The 16,947-nt window shown below is 64.2% G+C and carries 18 protein-coding genes; 4 read left to right on the top strand and 14 right to left on the bottom strand.

Annotation, left to right across the window (positions count from 1 at the left end):
- Positions 1-43 precede the first annotated feature (43 nt).
- On the bottom strand, positions 44-2,179 hold the full coding sequence (gene pnp / locus GC148_RS07485; protein WP_291070044.1) for a polyribonucleotide nucleotidyltransferase: 2,136 nt from the start codon (positions 2,177-2,179) through the stop codon (positions 44-46).
- A 66-nt stretch (positions 2,180-2,245) separates the two neighbouring features.
- Entirely contained in the window at positions 2,246-2,515 is a 270-nt protein-coding gene (gene rpsO / locus GC148_RS07480; RefSeq protein ID WP_291070043.1) for a 30S ribosomal protein S15, read from the bottom strand.
- Positions 2,516-2,786: 271 nt separating this feature from the next.
- Here rpsO and GC148_RS15925 point away from each other — a divergent pair, with 271 nt between their 5' ends.
- On the top strand, positions 2,787-3,056 hold the full coding sequence (locus GC148_RS15925; RefSeq protein WP_366063420.1) for a DUF2721 domain-containing protein: 270 nt from the start codon (positions 2,787-2,789) through the stop codon (positions 3,054-3,056).
- A 39-nt stretch (positions 3,057-3,095) separates the two neighbouring features.
- Positions 3,096-4,136 (top strand): NAD(P)-dependent alcohol dehydrogenase, encoded by a 1,041-nt coding sequence (locus GC148_RS07475; RefSeq protein WP_291070042.1) that lies wholly within the window; start codon positions 3,096-3,098, stop codon positions 4,134-4,136.
- A gap of 6 nt (positions 4,137-4,142) precedes the next feature.
- On the opposite strand, the gene truB is transcribed toward GC148_RS07475, so the two are convergent.
- Entirely contained in the window at positions 4,143-5,084 is a 942-nt protein-coding gene (gene truB / locus GC148_RS07470) for a tRNA pseudouridine(55) synthase TruB (RefSeq protein ID WP_291070041.1), read from the bottom strand.
- A gap of 182 nt (positions 5,085-5,266) precedes the next feature.
- On the opposite strand from truB, the gene GC148_RS07465 reads away from it, so the two are divergent.
- Together GC148_RS07465 and GC148_RS07460 are read left to right on the top strand one after the other, a co-directional pair.
- Positions 5,267-5,707 carry a MarR family transcriptional regulator gene (locus GC148_RS07465; RefSeq protein ID WP_291070040.1) on the top strand — a complete coding sequence of 147 codons (441 nt, stop codon included), beginning with the start codon at positions 5,267-5,269 and terminating at the stop codon, positions 5,705-5,707.
- Between the two features lie 93 nt (positions 5,708-5,800).
- Complete coding sequence (locus GC148_RS07460; protein WP_291070039.1) at positions 5,801-6,223, top strand: organic hydroperoxide resistance protein; 423 nt, start codon at positions 5,801-5,803, stop codon at positions 6,221-6,223.
- A gap of 20 nt (positions 6,224-6,243) precedes the next feature.
- On the opposite strand, the gene GC148_RS07455 is transcribed toward GC148_RS07460, so the two are convergent.
- From GC148_RS07455 to lnt, 11 genes are all read right to left on the bottom strand, one after another.
- Positions 6,244-6,867, bottom strand: coding sequence for a hypothetical protein (locus GC148_RS07455; protein WP_291070038.1), 624 nt, complete (start codon positions 6,865-6,867; stop codon positions 6,244-6,246).
- Positions 6,868-6,972: 105 nt separating this feature from the next.
- The gene (gene rbfA, locus GC148_RS07450; protein WP_291070037.1) at positions 6,973-7,374 is read right to left on the bottom strand and encodes a 30S ribosome-binding factor RbfA; all 402 of its coding nucleotides are present in this window, start codon (positions 7,372-7,374) and stop codon (positions 6,973-6,975) included.
- Positions 7,374-7,901: a YcxB family protein gene (locus GC148_RS07445; protein ID WP_291070036.1), complete on the bottom strand. Its 528-nt coding sequence runs from the start codon at positions 7,899-7,901 to the stop codon at positions 7,374-7,376. Before GC148_RS07445 ends, rbfA begins: the two co-directional genes overlap by 1 nt.
- A gap of 10 nt (positions 7,902-7,911) precedes the next feature.
- Entirely contained in the window at positions 7,912-10,470 is a 2,559-nt protein-coding gene (gene infB, locus GC148_RS07440) for a translation initiation factor IF-2 (protein ID WP_291070035.1), read from the bottom strand.
- 55 nt (positions 10,471-10,525) lie between these two features.
- Positions 10,526-11,209 carry an RNA-binding protein gene (locus GC148_RS07435; protein ID WP_291070034.1) on the bottom strand — a complete coding sequence of 228 codons (684 nt, stop codon included), beginning with the start codon at positions 11,207-11,209 and terminating at the stop codon, positions 10,526-10,528.
- Positions 11,184-12,953, bottom strand: a complete 1,770-nt coding sequence (gene nusA, locus GC148_RS07430) for a transcription termination factor NusA (protein WP_291070033.1) — start codon at positions 12,951-12,953, stop codon at positions 11,184-11,186. Before nusA ends, GC148_RS07435 begins: the two co-directional genes overlap by 26 nt.
- Positions 12,950-13,543, bottom strand: a complete 594-nt coding sequence (rimP, locus tag GC148_RS07425) for a ribosome maturation factor RimP (RefSeq protein WP_291070032.1) — start codon at positions 13,541-13,543, stop codon at positions 12,950-12,952. Before rimP ends, nusA begins: the two co-directional genes overlap by 4 nt.
- A gap of 187 nt (positions 13,544-13,730) precedes the next feature.
- Complete coding sequence (locus GC148_RS07420) at positions 13,731-13,940, bottom strand: cold-shock protein (RefSeq protein WP_291070031.1); 210 nt, start codon at positions 13,938-13,940, stop codon at positions 13,731-13,733.
- A 186-nt stretch (positions 13,941-14,126) separates the two neighbouring features.
- Positions 14,127-14,828 carry a tRNA (guanosine(46)-N7)-methyltransferase TrmB gene (trmB, locus tag GC148_RS07415; RefSeq protein ID WP_291070030.1) on the bottom strand — a complete coding sequence of 234 codons (702 nt, stop codon included), beginning with the start codon at positions 14,826-14,828 and terminating at the stop codon, positions 14,127-14,129.
- Between the two features lie 11 nt (positions 14,829-14,839).
- Positions 14,840-15,262, bottom strand: a complete 423-nt coding sequence (locus tag GC148_RS07410) for a helix-turn-helix domain-containing protein (RefSeq protein ID WP_291070029.1) — start codon at positions 15,260-15,262, stop codon at positions 14,840-14,842.
- A gap of 41 nt (positions 15,263-15,303) precedes the next feature.
- Entirely contained in the window at positions 15,304-16,947 is a 1,644-nt protein-coding gene (lnt, locus tag GC148_RS07405; RefSeq protein WP_291070028.1) for an apolipoprotein N-acyltransferase, read from the bottom strand.

Genomic DNA, 16,947 nt, shown 5'->3' with positions numbered 1-16,947 from the left:
CCACGAGGAGCGGCCCTTCCCTGCTTCTGTCCTGTGGCAGGACTTATTCTTCGGCGCCGGCTTCAGCGCCTTCGATTTCCTTGCCGGTCTCCTGGTCGACGACCTTCATGGAGAGGCGGACCTTGCCGCGCTCATCGAAGCCCATCAGCTTGACCCAGACCTTGTCGCCTTCTTTCACCATCTCTTTCGGATGGCCGACGCGCTTGTTGGCCATCTGCGAGACGTGGACGAGGCCGTCCTTCGGACCGAAGAAGTTCACGAAGATGCCGAAGTCCTTCATCGAGACGACCTTGCCTTCGTAGATCTCGCCGACTTCCGGCTCAGCCACGATGCCCTTGATCATCTTGATCGCCGCGTCGATCGACTTGCGGTCGAGCGCCGAGATCTGGACGGTGCCGTCATCATCGATGTTCACCTTCGCGCCCGTCTCGTCGACGATGCCGCGGATGACCTTGCCGCCCGAACCGATCACGTCGCGGATCTTGTCGGTCGGCACTTTCATGATTTCCATCTGCGGCGCGGTTTCAGCCAGTTTGCCGCGCGAAGCGGTGAGGGCCTTCGCCATTTCGCCGAGGATGTGCTCACGGCCACCTTTCGCCTGATCGAGGGCCTTGCCCATGATCTCGCGGGTGATGCCGGCAACCTTGATGTCCATCTGCAGCGAGGTGACGCCATTGGCGGTACCGGCCACCTTGAAGTCCATGTCGCCGAGGTGGTCTTCGTCGCCGAGGATGTCGGAAAGGACAGCAAAGTCCTTGCCTTCAAGGATCAGACCCATCGCGATGCCCGAGACCGGCCGTGCGATCGGCACACCGGCATCCATCATGGCGAGGGAGCAACCGCAGACCGTCGCCATCGAGGACGAGCCGTTGGACTCGGTGATCTCGGAGACGAGACGGATCGTGTACGGAAAGTCTTCATGCTTGGGCAGGACAGCCTGCAGCGCGCGCCAGGCGAGCTTGCCGTGGCCAATCTCGCGGCGGCCAGCGCCGCCCATGCGGCCCGTCTCCCCGACCGAGTAGGGCGGGAAATTGTAGTGCAGCATGAACTTCTCTTTGCGGGTGCCGTCCAGGCCGTCGATGTATTGTTCGTCATCGGACGTTCCGAGCGTGGTCACGCAGATCGCCTGCGTTTCGCCGCGCGTGAACAGGGCCGAGCCGTGCGTGCGGGGCAGGAAACCTGCCTCGGCGACGATCGGACGGATCTGGTCCAGCTTGCGGCCGTCGATGCGCTCACCCGTTTTCAGGATGTCGCCGCGCACGACCGAAGCTTCGGCTTCCTTGAAGGCAGCCTTGAACAGCTCTTCCGACATTTCGCCGGGCGCTTCCGCGGTTCCGACGAGGGCGGCTTTCGCCTTGTCGCGGGCTTCGCCGACAGCGGCATAGCGCTCGGCTTTCGCGGTGATCTTGTAGGCTTTCGACAGGTCCTTGCCGACGATTTTCTCGATCGCCTTGACGGCACCGGAATTGTCTTCGGCCTGGAATTCGAACGGCTCTTTCGCGGCTTTCTCGGCGAGCGCGATGATCGCATCTAGCACCGGCTGCATCGCGTCATGACCGGCGACAACGGCGCCGAGCATCACTTCTTCTGAAAGTTCGTAGGCTTCCGATTCCACCATCATCACGGCGTCGGCGGTGCCGGCGAGGACGAGGTCAAGATCGGAGTCTTCGAGTTCGGCGATGGTCGGGTTGATGACGTATTCGCCGTTGATGTAGCCGACGCGGGCCGCGCCGATCGGGCCCATGAACGGGGCACCCGACAGCACGAGCGCGGCAGACGCGCCGATCATGCCAACAACGTCTGCATCGTTCTCGAGGTCATACGAGAGCACGGTGACGACAACCTGGACTTCGTTCTTGAAGCCTTTGACGAAGAGCGGGCGGATCGGGCGGTCGATGAGGCGCGAGGTCAGCGTCTCTTTCTCGGTCGGGCGGCCTTCACGCTTGAAGAAGCCGCCGGGGATGCGGCCCGATGCGAAGTATTTTTCCTGGTAGTTGACGGTCAGCGGGAAGAAGTCCTGTCCCGGCTTGGCCGACTTTGCGTAGACGGCGGTCGCGAGAACCGTGGTTTCGCCATAGGTAACCATGACGGCGCCATCGGCTTGACGCGCCACATGGCCCGTCTCGATTGTGAGTGTGCGGCCGGCCCATTCCAGCGACACGGATTGCGTATTGAACATGTCTGTCTTTCTTTCACATACAAAAAGCCCGCCGCGGCCCTATTGCCCGGCGGGCTTGTTTCGGACCTAGCGGCGGATGCCGAGTTCCGTGATGAGCTTCGTGTAACGCGCCTCATCCTTGCCCTTGACGTAGTCAAGGAGCTTCCGGCGGGTGGCGACCATGGTCAGCAGACCCCGGCGGGAGTGGTTGTCTTTCTTGTTGGATTTGAAGTGGTCGGTCAGGTTGTTGATGCGATAGGTCAGGATCGCGACCTGCACTTCCGGCGAGCCCGTGTCGCCCGGTTTCGTGGCGAACTGCTTGATGAGCTCTTGTTTCTTCTCAGGGGTAATCGACATCGGATAGCCTTCTGGTTTCGCGCCCAAGGGCGCTGGTTTCTATAAACGCCTGAATTGGCGGGATTTTTTGGGAACGGCCCTGTTCAATTGGCCACAGCCGGGATGTCGTCCAGCAGGGTCAAGAGGCAAGCCTCCGCCCCAAAAGCGGGCTTATGACTCAAATGGGGGGCTATGGGAAGGGGTGGGGGTGATTCCGGCGCCGTTCAGCGTACGCTGCAGCGAGATTCGCTCTGGACCCGCACCATGACCCCCACCCCCCGTCCCTGAAGACATCGCCCATATCATCCAGCTCGCCATCGTGCCCGTGTTCACGCTGGCGGGCATCGGCGCGCTGCTCAATCTGATGGCGAACCGTCTCGCCCGCGTCGTGGACCGCTGGGGGCGCTGGAGTGCGAGTTGCCGGGCGCGCCCTGCCCGGACTCGTCCTAGCGCCGCACGCCGTCTCACGAATGGGGCCACACGCACCGGACGACCCCCGCCGTACCGGCCGCATGTGCTGCCTGCACTCCGGTCCTTGCTGGACACAGCCGCCCGCAAGTGAAACGCTGGGTCCAACAAAACGAACCGGGAGGACACGAACATGCAGGTTGCCGCTTACGCCACGCAGGGCGCCACCGAACCGCTGAAACCCTTCGAGATCACGCGCCGGAACCTGCAGCCGGACGATGTGCTGATCGACATCACGCATTGCGGCATCTGCCATTCCGATATCCACGCAGCCCGCAATGAATGGGGCCGCTCGCGCTATCCTTTCGTGCCGGGCCACGAGATCGTCGGCCGGGTGCGCGAAATCGGCCCGAAGGTAACGAAACACAAGGTGGGCGATCTGGTCGGGGTCGGCTGTCTCGTCGATGCCTGTCTCAAATGCCCGGCCTGCCATGACGGCGACGAGCAGTATTGCGAGAAAGGCTCGGTCGGCACCTATGGGGGCACCGAGCCGGTGATTGGCGGGCCGACCTTCGGGGGCTATTCAAAACAGATCGTCGTACGCGACGAATTCGTGCTGAAGATATCGGAGAAGCTCGATCCTGCCGCAGCCGCGCCCCTGCTCTGCGCCGGTATCACCAGCTGGTCGCCGCTCAAGCATTGGGGCGTCAAGAAAGGCGACAAGGTCGGCGTCATCGGTCTCGGCGGCCTTGGCCATATGGGCATCAAGTTCGCGGTGGCGATGGGCGCCGATGTGGTAATGATCACCACCTCACCGGAAAAGGGCGAAGACGCCCGCCGTCTCGGCGTGAAGGATGTGCTCGTCTCGACCGACCGTGCACAGATGAAATCCCATCTCGGCAGTTTCAACTTCCTGCTCAACACCGTGCCGGTGAAGCACGATCTCAATCCCTATCTCGGCCTGCTCGCCCGCAACGGCACGATGGTCATCGTCGGCGCCATCGAACCGCTGGAGCCGATGCATGGTGGCCTGCTGCTCGCCAACCGCCGCCGCGTCGCGGGCTCCGGCATCGGCGGCATCGCAGAGACGCAGGAGATGCTCGACTTCTGCGCCGAGCACGGCATCGTCTGCGACATCGAGATGATCAACATGAAGGACGTGAACCCCGCCTATGACCGCGTGGTCAAGGGCGAAGTGAAGTACCGCTTCGTCATCGACATGGCGACGCTTTAAGCGCGATCAGCCTGCGAACACACGCACCGGCTCGAAATGGCCGGCGCGTACTTCGCCGAGGGCGACCGCGTCGTCGCCGGCGAGGGCCAGCGCCAACCGGTCGTCATCATCGCTGCGGCCCGCACGCCAGGCTTCCACGACATGCGGCATCAGCATGATCGTGCGGCCTTGGCGCAGGCTGCCGGCATCGTTTGCGCTGATCTGGACCTGCGGCATGGAGGTGAGCACAGCATGCAAGGGCTTCAGATGCGCCATCAGGGCCGGACGGTCATCCGCCAGCGCCTGGAGGTCGGCGATGGAGACGGCGCCGGCCGCATCGAAAGCGCCGACGCGCGTGCGCCGCAGCTGGCTGATATGGCCCTCGGCGCCGAGATCGGCCGCCATGTCGCGGGCCATCGCGCGGACATAGAACCCCTTGCCGGAGACGACATGAATCACCGAATGATCCGCATCCGGCATACCGATCACTGTCGCCGCGTGGACATCCACTTCGCGGGCTTCCAGCTCGAACGTCTCTCCGCCGCGGGCCAGGTCATAGGCGCGCTCGCCGTCCACCTTGATGGCGGAGAATTTCGGGGGGATCTGGCGGATCGTGCCGACATAGGCCTTCAGCGCCGCTTCCACCGCTTCGCGGCCGGGGCGGACATCGGAGGTGGCCGTCGCCTCCCCTTCCGCGTCCTGGCTGGCGGTCGAAATGCCCCAGCGGATGGTGAAGACGTATTCTTTGTGCGCATCCATCGCCCACTGGACCGTCTTGGTCGCCTCGCCGAGCGCGATCGGCAGGATGCCGTCCGCCAGCGGATCGAGCGTGCCGCCATGGCCCACCTTCTCGGCATTAAACAGGCGCTTGATGATCGCCACCGCCTGGGTGGAGGTCATGTCGACGGGCTTGAAAAGGTTCAGCCAGCCCGTGACGGGCTCGCCCTTGCGTTTTCTCTGACGGGACAACGGGGTCTCTCCACTGGGTCCGGACGGGCGGGTCGAACGCGGGGCCGGATCGGAACACTTCTGGGGGGCGCATACCCGGTGCCTGCGGCCCGCGTCAATCGTCCGGGCTGCATACTGCACGCAATCCGATTGCGTCATCGCCATTTCACCCCATATTTAGCAGACCAGACCGGGGCCCCGCCATGACGAACACCGAAGATCCCCTGCTTCTCGACAACCAGCTCTGCTTCGCGCTCTATTCGGCCTCGCTGCAGATGACCAAGGTCTACAAACCGCTGCTCGACGAGATCGGCCTCACCTATCCGCAATACGTGACGATGCTCAGCCTGTGGGAAGAGGACGGCGTGACGGTCAGCCGGCTGGGCGAACGCCTGTTCCTCGATTCCGGCACGCTGACGCCGCTGCTGAAACGCCTCGAAGCGGCGGGCCTGGTCACCCGCACCCGCAATGCCGAGGACGAGCGCCAGGTGCTGGTGCGCCTGACCCCGGAGGGCCGGGCGCTGAAGGCGAAGGCCGCGTGCATTCCGGTCAGGCTGGCCGAAGCGGGCGGGTTCTCCCCCTCGGAGATCCAGAGCCTCCGCCAGAAGCTCAAGAAGCTGCGCAGCGCGCTGAGCGCACGCTAGGGCAAGGGCCAGGTACGGCAAAAAAGCCGCTTATTGTCTTGTACACAATTTAATTGCTCTCTATATATTTAGCCTGAAGCAAAGGAGCCTCCGATGAACGTCCTCTACACAGCCCACGCCACCTCTTCCGGTGGCCGCACCGGCGAAGCGAAAACCGATGACGGGCGCCTCAGCGTCCAGCTCGACACGGTCAAGGAGTTCGGCGGCGCGGGCGGGCCGGGCACCAATCCGGAACAGCTGTTTGCCGCCGGCTATGCCGCCTGTTTCCATTCAGCGCTGAAATTCGTCGCCGGCCAGATGAGGGTGAAGGTGCCTGCGGATTCGTCCGTGCGCGCACATGTCGGCATCGGCCAGAATCCCAAAGGCAAAGGCTTCGCGCTCGAAGTCGCGCTTGATGTGTCACTGCCGGGCGTGGACCGCGCGGAAGCCGAGGCACTAGTGCATGAAACGCATCAGGTCTGCCCGTACTCGAACGCAACGCGCGGCAATATCGACGTGCATCTCAACGTCGTCTGACCCGGGTTTTGGCGGCGGCCTCAGGAAACCGTCTTGGGATCCAGGAGGTCGTCGTCATCCTCGACCGGCGGCGGAATGACGACGCGCGGGCTGGCAGCCGTGGCCGCACCGCGCGGCAGGCGAAGGTTCACGCTGTCAATGTTGAGATCGAAATCGCCGGTGACCGTCGTGTCGCCGGTGTCCATCTTGTGACGGATGACATCGCGGATCTTCACCAGGACTTCCCGGTTGTTGTCGACCAGCGGGATCTGGCGCCCGTCCGACGTGCCGATCAGCAGACGGTAATAGGGCTCCTTCTTCTTCAGCCGCATGGCGATCATCGCCGCCCGCGTGCCGAGGAAGAGGCCGACCAGCATTAGGAAGGCCCCGGTCATCAGGGCGAGGACGCCCGCTTCCGGATTGCCCGACATTACGGCCCAGGCGGCGACGCCGACAAGGCCGAAGAACAGGAAACCGACGCAGGCGGTAGCGTAAACGCTCTGGGTCTTGCGATTGGCCGGCGTGTCCCACGGGAAGAACTCGTGGCGCTCCACACTCATTGTCGCGATGCGGCGAATGGCGATCGTGTCGTCGCCCAATTGCAGCGATGCGGCGGACACTTCGCCCTGGCGCGCACCTTCTTCATCAATCGTCTGGCGTTGCATGCCCTAAATCCCCGGCTTTCTGCCCAGTCTCCCTCTCGGAAGTGGGCGAGCCCCTGTCAAATGACAAAGCATCAAGGCAGAAACGCGGCAAAAGCTGCGCCGGCGTCAGCCTTCGACGTCGCGGCGCACGCGCGGATCGGCCAGCAGCCGGTCGATGGCGGTGGCTTCATCATACGATTTGTCGGCGATGAAATGCAGCTCGGGCGTGAATTTCAGCTCGATTTCGCGCCCCAAACGGCCCCTCAGGAAAGCCGACGCCCGGTTCAGGGCCGCCGCGAGTTTCTGGCGGCCTTCCTCCGTATCGTCACCGAGCGGCGTGACGAAGATATTGGCACGCTTCAGGTCCGGCGAGCAGCGCACTTCGCCGACCGTCACCAGCACACCGGCCAGTTCAGGATCGCGGAAATCCTCGCGGGCGATCAGCTCGGCCAGGGCGTGGCGAATGATTTCCCCGGCGCGCAGCTGGCGCTGCGACGGAAGGCCGGGTGTGGAAGTCTTGCGGGCCATCAGCGGCTCACCTTTGCGGTCACATAGTCTTTGAACGCGGCGCAGCGCGCGGAATCGCGCCCAAACCAGTCGTCCGGGATGATCAGCATATCGGCGCCCTCCACAAACACTGCAAGGTGTCCGTTGTTGGATGACACTTTGCGCACACCGTCCCAGGCAATCCGGGTCTCGACCGCGCCCCGGCGCACGACCAGCCCCTCCGGCGAGGCCTCCACGCTTGTCTCGTGGCTGCTCTCGGTGCCCCGGCCCGGGCGGTGGCGGTAGGACCAGCGCATGAAGATCACATACCAGGTGATGCCAGCGAACACGGCCAGGCTTGCCGAGGTCATCATCTGGGAATAGGCGTCCCAGCCCAGCGAGCGGGCCGTATCCTGGGCGAGCAGGGCCACGCTGGCCGAGATGATCGGCGCCGTGAGGCCGGCATAGTACAGCGTGGTCGGCCCGACGGTCCCGCTCCGGCTCAGCCGGATCAGACGCTTTAAATCGCGGCTTTTCAGCCGCCCGGAAACTGAAAGTAACTCGCTCATCCGGAAGAGATTAAGCGAGTGTCCTTGCAATTTCCTCTACCTGGAAGCATTCAATCTTGTCGCCGACGCGAATGTCTTCGTAGCGCTCGAAGGCCATGCCGCATTCCATGCCCGCGTTCACTTCGGTCACCTCATCCTTGAAGCGCTTCAGCGTTTTCAGGCGGCCTTCGTGGATAACCACGTTGTCGCGCAGCAGGCGCACACCGCAACCGCGAAGCACCTTGCCTTCGGAAATCCGGCAACCGGCGACCTTACCCGTCTTCGTGATGTTGAAGACCTCGAGGATGTCGGCATAGCCAAGGAAGGTTTCGCGCTTCTCGGGCGCCAGCATCCCCGACAGGGTCGCTTTGACGTCGTCGATCAGGTCGTAGATCACCGAATAGTAGCGGATTTCCACGCCTTCCCGCTCGGCGAGGTCGCGGGCCTGCTTGTTGGCGCGGACGTTGAACGCGAAGATCGGCGCGCTCGACGACTTGGCCAGCAGGACATCGGATTCGGAAATCCCGCCAACAGCGCCGTGGACGACACGTCCGCGGACTTCCTCGGTCGAGATCTTGTCCAGCGACATCGAGATGGCCTCGACAGAACCCTGCACGTCGGCCTTGAGCACGATCGGCAGTTCGCGGGTTTCGACAGCACCATCCTTGAGGCGGCTGAGCAGCTGGTCGAGCGAGACGCGGGCGGCCACACCGGCATTGCCGGCAATCTGGCGTTTCGTCCGGGCACGGTATTCCGTGATCTCCCGGGCACGCGATTCGCTGTCGACCACGACGAGGGCCTCGCCCGGATCGGGCGCGCCATCTAGACCCAGCACTTCCACCGGAAGCGACGGGCCGGCTTCGCCGAGCTGTTGGCCGCGCTCGTCGACGAGTGCGCGCACCTTGCCCCACTGGGCGCCGGCCACGACGATGTCGCCGCGTTTCAGGGTGCCGCGCTTGATGAGCACGGTGGCGACCGGGCCGCGGCCCTTGTCGAGCTTGGATTCGATCACGACACCGTCGGCAGCCCGGTGGGGGTTGGCCTTCAGTTCGAGGATCTCGGCCTGCAGCGTGATGGCATCGGTCAGGTCATCAAGGCCCGCGCCGGTTTTCGACGAGACTTTCACAGCCTGCGTCGCGCCGCCCATGGCTTCGACCTGGATGTCGTGCTGCAGGAGGTCTGTGAGCACTTTTTCCGGGTTGGCATCATGCAGGTCGGTCTTGGTGACCGCCACGATGATCGGCACACCGGCCGCCTTGGCGTGATTGATGGATTCCACCGTCTGCGGCATGATCGAGTCATCCGCCGCAACCACGAGCACCGCGATGTCGGTGGCGTTCGCGCCGCGGGCGCGCATCGCCGTGAAGGCCGCGTGACCCGGTGTGTCGAGGAAGGTGATGCGTTCGCCGGATTTCAGCTGGACCTGGTAGGCACCGATATGCTGCGTGATGCCGCCGGCTTCGCCGGAGACAACATCGGTCTTGCGCAGGGCGTCGAGCAGCGAGGTCTTGCCGTGGTCGACGTGGCCCATGATGGTCACGATCGGCGGACGCGGCTGCAATTCGCCCTCATCATCGGCCTCGCCTTCGAGACCGATCTCGACGTCGGCTTCCGACACGCGCTTCACGGTGTGGCCGAACTCGGCCGCGATCAGCTCTGCGGTATCAGCATCGACGATATCGTTGCCGCGCAGCATTTCGCCCTGCTTGAACATGAACTTCACGACGTCGGCGACGCGTTCGTTCATGCGCTGGGCGAGATCCTGCAGCGTGATGGTTTCCGGCAAGGTGACTTCGATCGAGACTTTCTCACGGTCACCCGCGCCACCCATCTTGCGTTCGCGTTCGCGTTCGCGGGCACGGCGCACAGAGGCGAGCGAGCGCTGACGGTCGGCATCGTCGCCGAGCGCCGATGCGATGGTCAGCTTGCCACGGCGGCGTTCGCCGGTATCACGGCTGCGGGCAGCCGCTTCGCGGGCCCGGTCACCGCCGGCGCGATCATCCTTGGCAACCTTGCCGCCCCGCTTGACGCGGCCGGCATCTTCATCCTCGACCGGCGCAGAGGCGGCCGGCACGGCGGCAGCAGCGCGCGGACGCGGGCTGGCGGCGCGCTCGACCGGCTGTGCGGCGGCAGCAGCCTCAGCGGCCTTGCGGGCTTCTTCCTCGGCCTTGCGGCGGGCTTCGGCCTCTTCGCGTTCGCGGCCTTCCATGGCCTTGCGCTCCTGCTCGGTGCGCAGACGGTCCTGGGCGGCCTTTTCCTTCTCGGCATCCTTGGCGCGCGCGGCTTCTTCAGCCTTGCGCTGCTCAAGCACCTTCTGGCGGGCCTTCAGCTCGGCGACGGTGATGCCGAGCTTGGAGGCGAGCGCAACGAGCTTGGCCTCCATCGACTCGCTGGCCGGCGCCTCAGCCTCCGCAGGCTGGCCGGACGCAGGCGCCCCGCCAGCGGTGACGGGACGGCGCTTCTTCGTTTCGACCACAACCTGCTTGGAGCGGCCGTGGCTGAAACTCTGCTTCACCGTGCCGGAGGTTTTCCGCACGACGGTAAGCGGCTTGCGCCCACCGGAATTGCCTTGATCGTTGTTATCGCTCATTCGTCCTACATATCACAGTCTTGGCCGGGCCGCCCATGCGTCCGGCATGATTTCGTTACCGTTCCGGTTCTGGGAACCAGTCAAGTTCCGGCGCCAGGCGAAAACCGACAAGACGCCGATAGGCCGTCTCCCAGTTCTTCGCGATGGCACCACGACGGACGAGGCCGTGTATCACACGGTCGCGTCCGAAAGCCATGCCCAATTCCTGAGAGTTGAGCGCTCCGGCCACTTTCACGGCGCTATATATGGCTTTCGCCAGAAAATACACCTTCTTGCGGCCATCCTCGGCCCCGTCTGATGCTTCCAGCAGGAAGGCGGGCTCTTCATTGCGCAGGACATCGCGCACCTGGTCGTGGCCCTGGATCGCCTGCCCCGCCTTGCGGGCAAGGCCGAGGAGCTCGATGCAGCGCTTCAGAAGAAGGCGTTCGGTAAGGTCCGACAGGTCTGGCGGCACGGTGACGGCCGACTTGAACCCGCGCGCGAATGCGCCCTTTGCGGCGGCCGTATCGACATGCCGGCGCTCGGCCGTGACCCAGACGCCGCGTCCGGGCAGCCGGGCGGCAAGATCGGGCGTTACGACATTGTCCGGCGACAGAACAAAGCGGAGCATCGCCTCCTTGGGAAGGCGCTCCCGCGTGACCGCGCACTGACGCTCCGGCGATGCCGAAGCATCGCCGTCGCTGTCCATTTCATTGTCGGGGATCAGACCCGGTTCACTGCTCGGGTACGGCTTCTTCATCGCCGCCCTCCGTCTGCAGGTCTGCCAGGTCGATACCGAGTTCCTCTGCAAGGGCGTCGGTGTCGTCGTCGTCATTGTTGCCCAGTTCGCCGAGGGCGAGGAGCGCGCGCTCCTCTTCCGTCAGCTCCGGTGCCGCGCCTTCGGTGCTGGCCTGTTCGGCGAGCATCGCGTCGATCGCTTCCTGTTCGATCCAGCCCGCGAGGACGCGTGCCTTCATGATGAACATCTGGGCGTCGTCCTTGCGCATTTCGCCCTTCTTCAGGATGCCCTCGACCCAGACCGGTTTGCCGTCCGGACCGGGCTCGCGATAGCCGGTGATATCGTCGGGCACGAGGCCGGCGACGTCTTCCACCGTCTTCACGCCTTCCTGGCCGAGCTTCACGGCGAATGCGGGCGTCATGCCTTCGAGTTCCATCACCGCATCTTCCACGCCGAGTTCACGGCGCTTGGCATCGTTCTCGGCGGCGACACGGTCAAGGAACTCGCGGGCGCGTTCCTGCAGCTCTTCGGCCACATCCTTGTCGAAGCCTTCAATGGTGATGAAGTCTTCCGGCGCAACAAAGGCGATCTCTTCGACCGATTCGAAGCCTTCCGAAGCGAGGAGCTGGGCGAGCGTTTCGTCCGCATCCAGAGCTTTCATGAACAGGTCGGTACGCTCCTGGAACTCTTTCTGGTAGCGCTCCGAATCCGACGACTCGGTGATCAGGTCGATCTGCCAACCGGTGAGCTGGGAGGCAAGACGGACGTTCTGGCCGCGCCGGCCGATAGCCAGCGGGAATTGGTCGTCCGCAACCACAACCTCGACGCGGCGCTCGTCTTCATCGAGTACCACTTTCGACACTTCGGCCGGCTGCAGTGCGTTCACAATGAACGTGGCGGCGTCATTGTTCCACGGAATGATGTCGATCTTCTCGCCCGACAGTTCGCCGACAACGGCCTGGACGCGCGCACCGCGCATACCGACACAGGCGCCGACCGGATCGATCGAGGAATCGTTGGAGATCACGCCGATCTTGGCGCGGCTGCCCGGGTCGCGGGCGCAGGCCTTGATCTGGATCACGCCTTCATAGACTTCCGGCACTTCCTGGGCGAACAGCTTGCGCATGAAGTCCGGCGCGGCGCGCGACAGGAAGATCTGCGGGCCTTTCAGCTCGCGGCTGACCTTGTAGAGATAGGCGCGGACGCGGTCGTTCGGCTGGAAGTTTTCGCGCGGGATACCGTCATTGCGGCGAATGATGCCCTCAGCGCGGCCGAGATCAACGATCACGTGGCCGTACTCGACGCGCTTGACGATGCCGTTGATGACTTCGCCGACACGGTCCTTGTACTCATTGTACTGACGTTCACGCTCGGCATCGCGCACTTTCTGCGTGATCACCTGCTTGGCGGTCTGGGCCGCCACACGGCCGAAATCGAAGGGCGGAAGCTCTTCCTTCAGTTCGCTGCCGATCTGGAGGGTGACATCGATCTTCTTGGCATCGGCCAGGCGCAGCTGTTTGGCTTCGTCTTCGAAGTTTTCGTCGCCGACCACGGTCTGCACGCGCCACAGCGTCTGCTCGCCGGTCGCGGGATCGATCCGGGCGCGGATGTCGTGCTCCTGACCGTACTTTGCCTTGGCGGCTTTCTCGATAGCCTCCTGCATCGCTTCGATCACGATGCGCTGGTCGATCGACTTCTCTTCCGCGACCGCTTTCGCGATCTGGAGGATTTCGAGCCGGTTGGCGGATACGCCTACGGTGGTCATTGGAGATCTCCTGTCTCTTCGTCAGTTTCGTCTTCGGACTCGTCGATTTCAAAATCGTCGAGCATGTCTTCGTCGGGTTGGGGCGGCAGGTTTCCGCTGGCGCGGGCCGCTTCGATCAATTCGTCGGTCAGCACGAGGCTAGCCCGGCTCATTTCATGGACGCCGGCGACCAGTTCGGTCTCGTCGTCGAGTTCGATATGCACGCCGGCTTCGTCTTCCGACATGATGGTGCCGGTAAACCGGCGGCGCCCATCAATCGGGCGCGCCAGTTCGATCCGGGCCGCGTGGCCGATCCAGCGCGCAAAATCGCCCGGACGGGTCAACGGCCGGTCGATGCCGGGCGTCGAGACCTCGAGGATATAGGCCTCCGAAATCGGATCCTCGGCTTCCAGCACCGGCGACACCGCGCGGCTGAGCCGGGCGCAGTCTTCCACATCGGTCGGCGCGCCCCCTGCCCGCTCGGCCATGATCTGCAGGTGCGGGCGCCGGCCTCCGGAGACCCGCAGGCGCACGATTTCCATACCAAGCCCTTCCGCAACGGGGCGGAGCAGGTCCAGCAGGCGGCGTTCCTGTTCAGTCAGTGCAATCATACGCGGCGCGGCAAATCCGGATAAAGAAAAACGGCGGACCCGTTTCCGGACCCGCCGCCGATATATTTCGACTTGGCGGCTAGATAGTCGCGATTTGCCCCGATGTCGAGGGGGGCGCTGAACCAAACGAAAAACGGCGGCCCGGTTTCCCGGACCGCCGCTTCCTGACCTTGGCGGGCCGACAGGCTTAGAGGATCTTGAGATCCACAGCCGAGGTCTTGCCGCGGCGCTCGTCCTTGTGCAGCTCATACGAGATGGCCTGGTTTTCTGCGAGCGTGCGCAGGCCAGAGCGCTCAACGGCGGAAATGTGAACGAAAACGTCCGCACCACCTTCATCCGGCTTGATGAAGCCGAAACCTTTTTGGTCGTTGAACCACTTAACTTTTCCGGTTGCCATTATGGCCTTCCTTTACCGTTACCGGGCCGCAGCAGTCGCGGGATTGCGACGGGCTGGTGCCCATCGAAAGCGGAGGAGGGAAAGTCATTGCCGTCGGTCTGACGGGGTCTTGATATTCAGACCGACCGGTTTCGATGGTCGGTATAAGCGCATAAAACGGCCAAATCGTCAAGATTATCCACAGGCTCAGCGCCGCTGGAAATCCAGGAAGACCGGCGCGCAATCCCCGAGTTTCTTGGTCTCGTAGCGGGTGGTGACATGATCCGCAGGCGCCAGGCGCCAGTCATCGGCCCGCTCTGCCGTCCAGTCGAACTGGCCGCTGGAGAGGACGGCCAGCAAGGCCTCATCCGCATAGCTGGCCACGTCGGTGGCAAAGCGCACCGCAGCGCCCGGCGCCAGCACGCGGGCGAGCGCATTCAGGAAAGCGGGCTGGACCAGACGGCGTTTCTGCTGGCGCCGTTTCGGCCAGGGATCCGGAAACAGGATGAAGGTCCGCGCAATCGAGGCCGGCGCGAGGGCCTCCAGCAACAGGCGCGCATCATCCGGCCAAAGTCGGACATTGGCGAGCTGGTTGTCCTCGATCCCGGCAATCGCCTTGGCGACACCTTCGACGAAGGGTTCGCAGCCGATGAAGCCCACCTCCGGATGCACGCCGGCCTGCGCCACCAGATGTTCGCCGCCGCCAAAGCCGATCTCGAGCCAGACGGGCGGCGCACCCGCAAAGAGGCTGTCCGGGGCAAATTGCGCTGGGAGCGGCGGAGGCACGCGCCAGTGATCGAGCCGCGTGTCGAACAGAGCCTGCTGACGCGGCGACAACGCCCGCCCGCCGGTACGGCCGAAGGTGCGGATCGGGCGATCCCTGAGGTCCTTGTGATCAGCGTTGTTCATCTTGCGCCGCGTCAGTCGGCGCTGGAGCGACTGTCGAAGGCGGAAGCCGCCGCGCGCACGGTGTTGAGCAGCGATTTACGCAGCGACACGTCTTCGATCTTGTGGAAGGCCGAGATCAACTCAAGCGTTTCCGGCGTCATCACCGGGGCATGGGGTTCGTCCTCATCCTCGGCAAATTCTGCATGTTCGGCATCCAGGAACTCTTCCGCGCCTTCGAAGAAGTAGCTGATCGGCACGCCAAGCACACCGGCGATTTCATAGAGGCGCCCGGCCGACACTCGGTTGACACCCTTCTCGTATTTCTGGACTTGCTGGAACGTCAGCTCAAGGAGTTCACCCAGCCGTTCCTGGGTCAGCTTCAACTCGCGGCGACGCCACCGGATTCGCTGTCCGACGACCCGATCGATTCCGCTCGGAAGCTTGCTGTCCGTCATATTTTCCCCGTTCGGCCTGCGATGCCATCGAAGATACGGACTTAACGCCTCCAGCTCAGGAAGGCCAGTAGTGCGAAGAGGCAGAGGCTGAACCAGAACAGTCCCGCGCCCAGACGGGTTTGGTAAACAGTGGGCGGTGCCGGTTCGGGAATCCGGTCTCGGCCATAGGTGGTTGACCAACCTTCCGGTGCGGTCTCCGCAGGCAATGTGCGCATGGTTTCGCGGCCATAGCCATCAACGATGCCGGACATGCCGCGATTGGCTGCGCGCACAAGTGGCAGACCGGTTTCAATCGCGCGGTATCTGTTCTGCGCATAGTGCTGGGCCGGGCCCATGCCGGCGCCGAACCAGGCATCGTTGGAGACGAGCACAATCCATTGCGCGCGGTCGATGAGGTTGGCCTTGCGGGTGATCTCCGGGAACAGGCCCTCATAGCAGATCAGCGTCACGAATGGCGGGATCCTGCCGGTGTCGATCGCGGTCGCGCCGGCGCCGGGCCGGAAACCGGAGGCGGCGAGGCGCTGCGTGGTAGGCGGCAGGAGCGCGGCGAATTCGCGCCCGAAGGGGATGAAGTCCACCGCTGCCAGTTCGCCGAAGGGCACAAGGCGGTGCTTGTCATAGAGCGAGATCGGACCCGTCTTGTTGGCATTCGCATCGAGCACGGCGAGGCTGTTGTAATAGACCGGCGTATCGTCCGTGAACCATTCATAGCGCGTCGCGCCGACGATCAGCGTGCGCTCGCCGATATAGGCAGAGATGGCATCCAGCGAGGCCGATTCCTGAAGCAGGAAACCCGGCACGGCGCCTTCCGGCCAGACGACGATGTCGCCGGGCTTGCTGTCGGGATAGTTCAGCATGCTGACATAGACGCCGAGCACCGGACCGCTGGGCAGACGGTCCCACTCCGCTTGCGGCACGCCGGCATCCATCACCACGACATACTGATCGGTCAGCGGCGAACGCTCGGCCGTGCGCTCTGCGCCCCAGGCCCAGCCGAAAGCGAGCAGGATCACCGCCCCGAAGGACGGCGCAAGGCGCAAGCCGAGGCCGCGCGCGTCGCGCGTGTCCACCAGCGCCGCAGGCGCCGCCATCACGAACACGGTGATCAGCGTCAGCCAGTAGACACCGCCAAGCGACGCGGCTTGCGACAGCGCGCCGCCGGGAATCCAGGTCGTTCCCGGCAGGTTCCACGGGAAGCCGCCGAACAGGTGGCCGCGGATCCATTCGGCGATGGCGAAGAACAGGGCAAAGACAAAGATGCGCGACGGCGAGGCGGACCAGAACGCGCCCGCCATCGCCGCGCAGGCGCCCCAGATGAGACCCATGCCGGCTGGGAGCACGATCAGCGGCAGCCAGATGAAGGCCAGGCTTTCGGCCGGGTTCACCAGGAAGGGCATCGCCGTCCAGTGCATGCTGATGAGGAAGAAGCCCGACCCGAAGGCCCAGCCGCGCAGCGCCACTGCCCTGCCCCAGCGTTTGTGGGCACGCGCGCCGTCGATCAGCCAGACGAGGGCCGGAAAGGACACCGCCAGCACCGCGCTGAAATGGAAGGGCGCAAAAGCGAAGGCGGCAAGCGCGCCGAACAGGGCGGCGGCGCCGGCCGCGGGCCAGCCGGTGAGGCGCGCGAGCGACTCGTGCAAGGGCCCCAGAGCCGTGAAGCCGTGGCTGCGGACAGCGGTGGACAT

Source organism: Hyphomonas sp. (genome assembly GCF_016125515.1).
Classification (GTDB): Bacteria; Pseudomonadota; Alphaproteobacteria; order Caulobacterales; family Hyphomonadaceae; genus Hyphomonas.
The sequence above is the reverse complement of the archived record's forward strand: the minus strand, read 5'-3'. Positions and strand labels throughout refer to the sequence as shown.

Bases quoted from the DNA above. Each gene is read 5' to 3' on its own strand.
- GC148_RS07465 (WP_291070040.1), top strand. From the start codon at position 5,267: ATGACGAACACCGAAGATCCCCTGCTTCTCGACAACCAGCTCTGCTTC.
- rpsO (WP_291070043.1), bottom strand. From the start codon at position 2,515: ATGTCGATTACCCCTGAGAAGAAACAAGAGCTCATCAAGCAGTTCGCC.
- lnt (WP_291070028.1), bottom strand. From the start codon at position 16,947: ATGTCCACCGCTGTCCGCAGCCACGGCTTCACGGCTCTGGGGCCCTTG.
- GC148_RS07435 (WP_291070034.1), bottom strand. From the start codon at position 11,209: ATGAAGAAGCCGTACCCGAGCAGTGAACCGGGTCTGATCCCCGACAAT.
- nusA (WP_291070033.1), bottom strand. From the start codon at position 12,953: ATGACCACCGTAGGCGTATCCGCCAACCGGCTCGAAATCCTCCAGATC.
- GC148_RS07460 (WP_291070039.1), top strand. From the start codon at position 5,801: ATGAACGTCCTCTACACAGCCCACGCCACCTCTTCCGGTGGCCGCACC.
- rbfA (WP_291070037.1), bottom strand. From the start codon at position 7,374: ATGGCCCGCAAGACTTCCACACCCGGCCTTCCGTCGCAGCGCCAGCTG.
- trmB (WP_291070030.1), bottom strand. From the start codon at position 14,828: ATGAACAACGCTGATCACAAGGACCTCAGGGATCGCCCGATCCGCACC.
- rimP (WP_291070032.1), bottom strand. From the start codon at position 13,543: ATGATTGCACTGACTGAACAGGAACGCCGCCTGCTGGACCTGCTCCGC.
- GC148_RS07410 (WP_291070029.1), bottom strand. From the start codon at position 15,262: ATGACGGACAGCAAGCTTCCGAGCGGAATCGATCGGGTCGTCGGACAG.
- GC148_RS07455 (WP_291070038.1), bottom strand. From the start codon at position 6,867: ATGCAACGCCAGACGATTGATGAAGAAGGTGCGCGCCAGGGCGAAGTG.
- GC148_RS07445 (WP_291070036.1), bottom strand. From the start codon at position 7,901: ATGAGCGAGTTACTTTCAGTTTCCGGGCGGCTGAAAAGCCGCGATTTA.
- GC148_RS07420 (WP_291070031.1), bottom strand. From the start codon at position 13,940: ATGGCAACCGGAAAAGTTAAGTGGTTCAACGACCAAAAAGGTTTCGGC.
- pnp (WP_291070044.1), bottom strand. From the start codon at position 2,179: ATGTTCAATACGCAATCCGTGTCGCTGGAATGGGCCGGCCGCACACTC.
- infB (WP_291070035.1), bottom strand. From the start codon at position 10,470: ATGAGCGATAACAACGATCAAGGCAATTCCGGTGGGCGCAAGCCGCTT.
- GC148_RS07475 (WP_291070042.1), top strand. From the start codon at position 3,096: ATGCAGGTTGCCGCTTACGCCACGCAGGGCGCCACCGAACCGCTGAAA.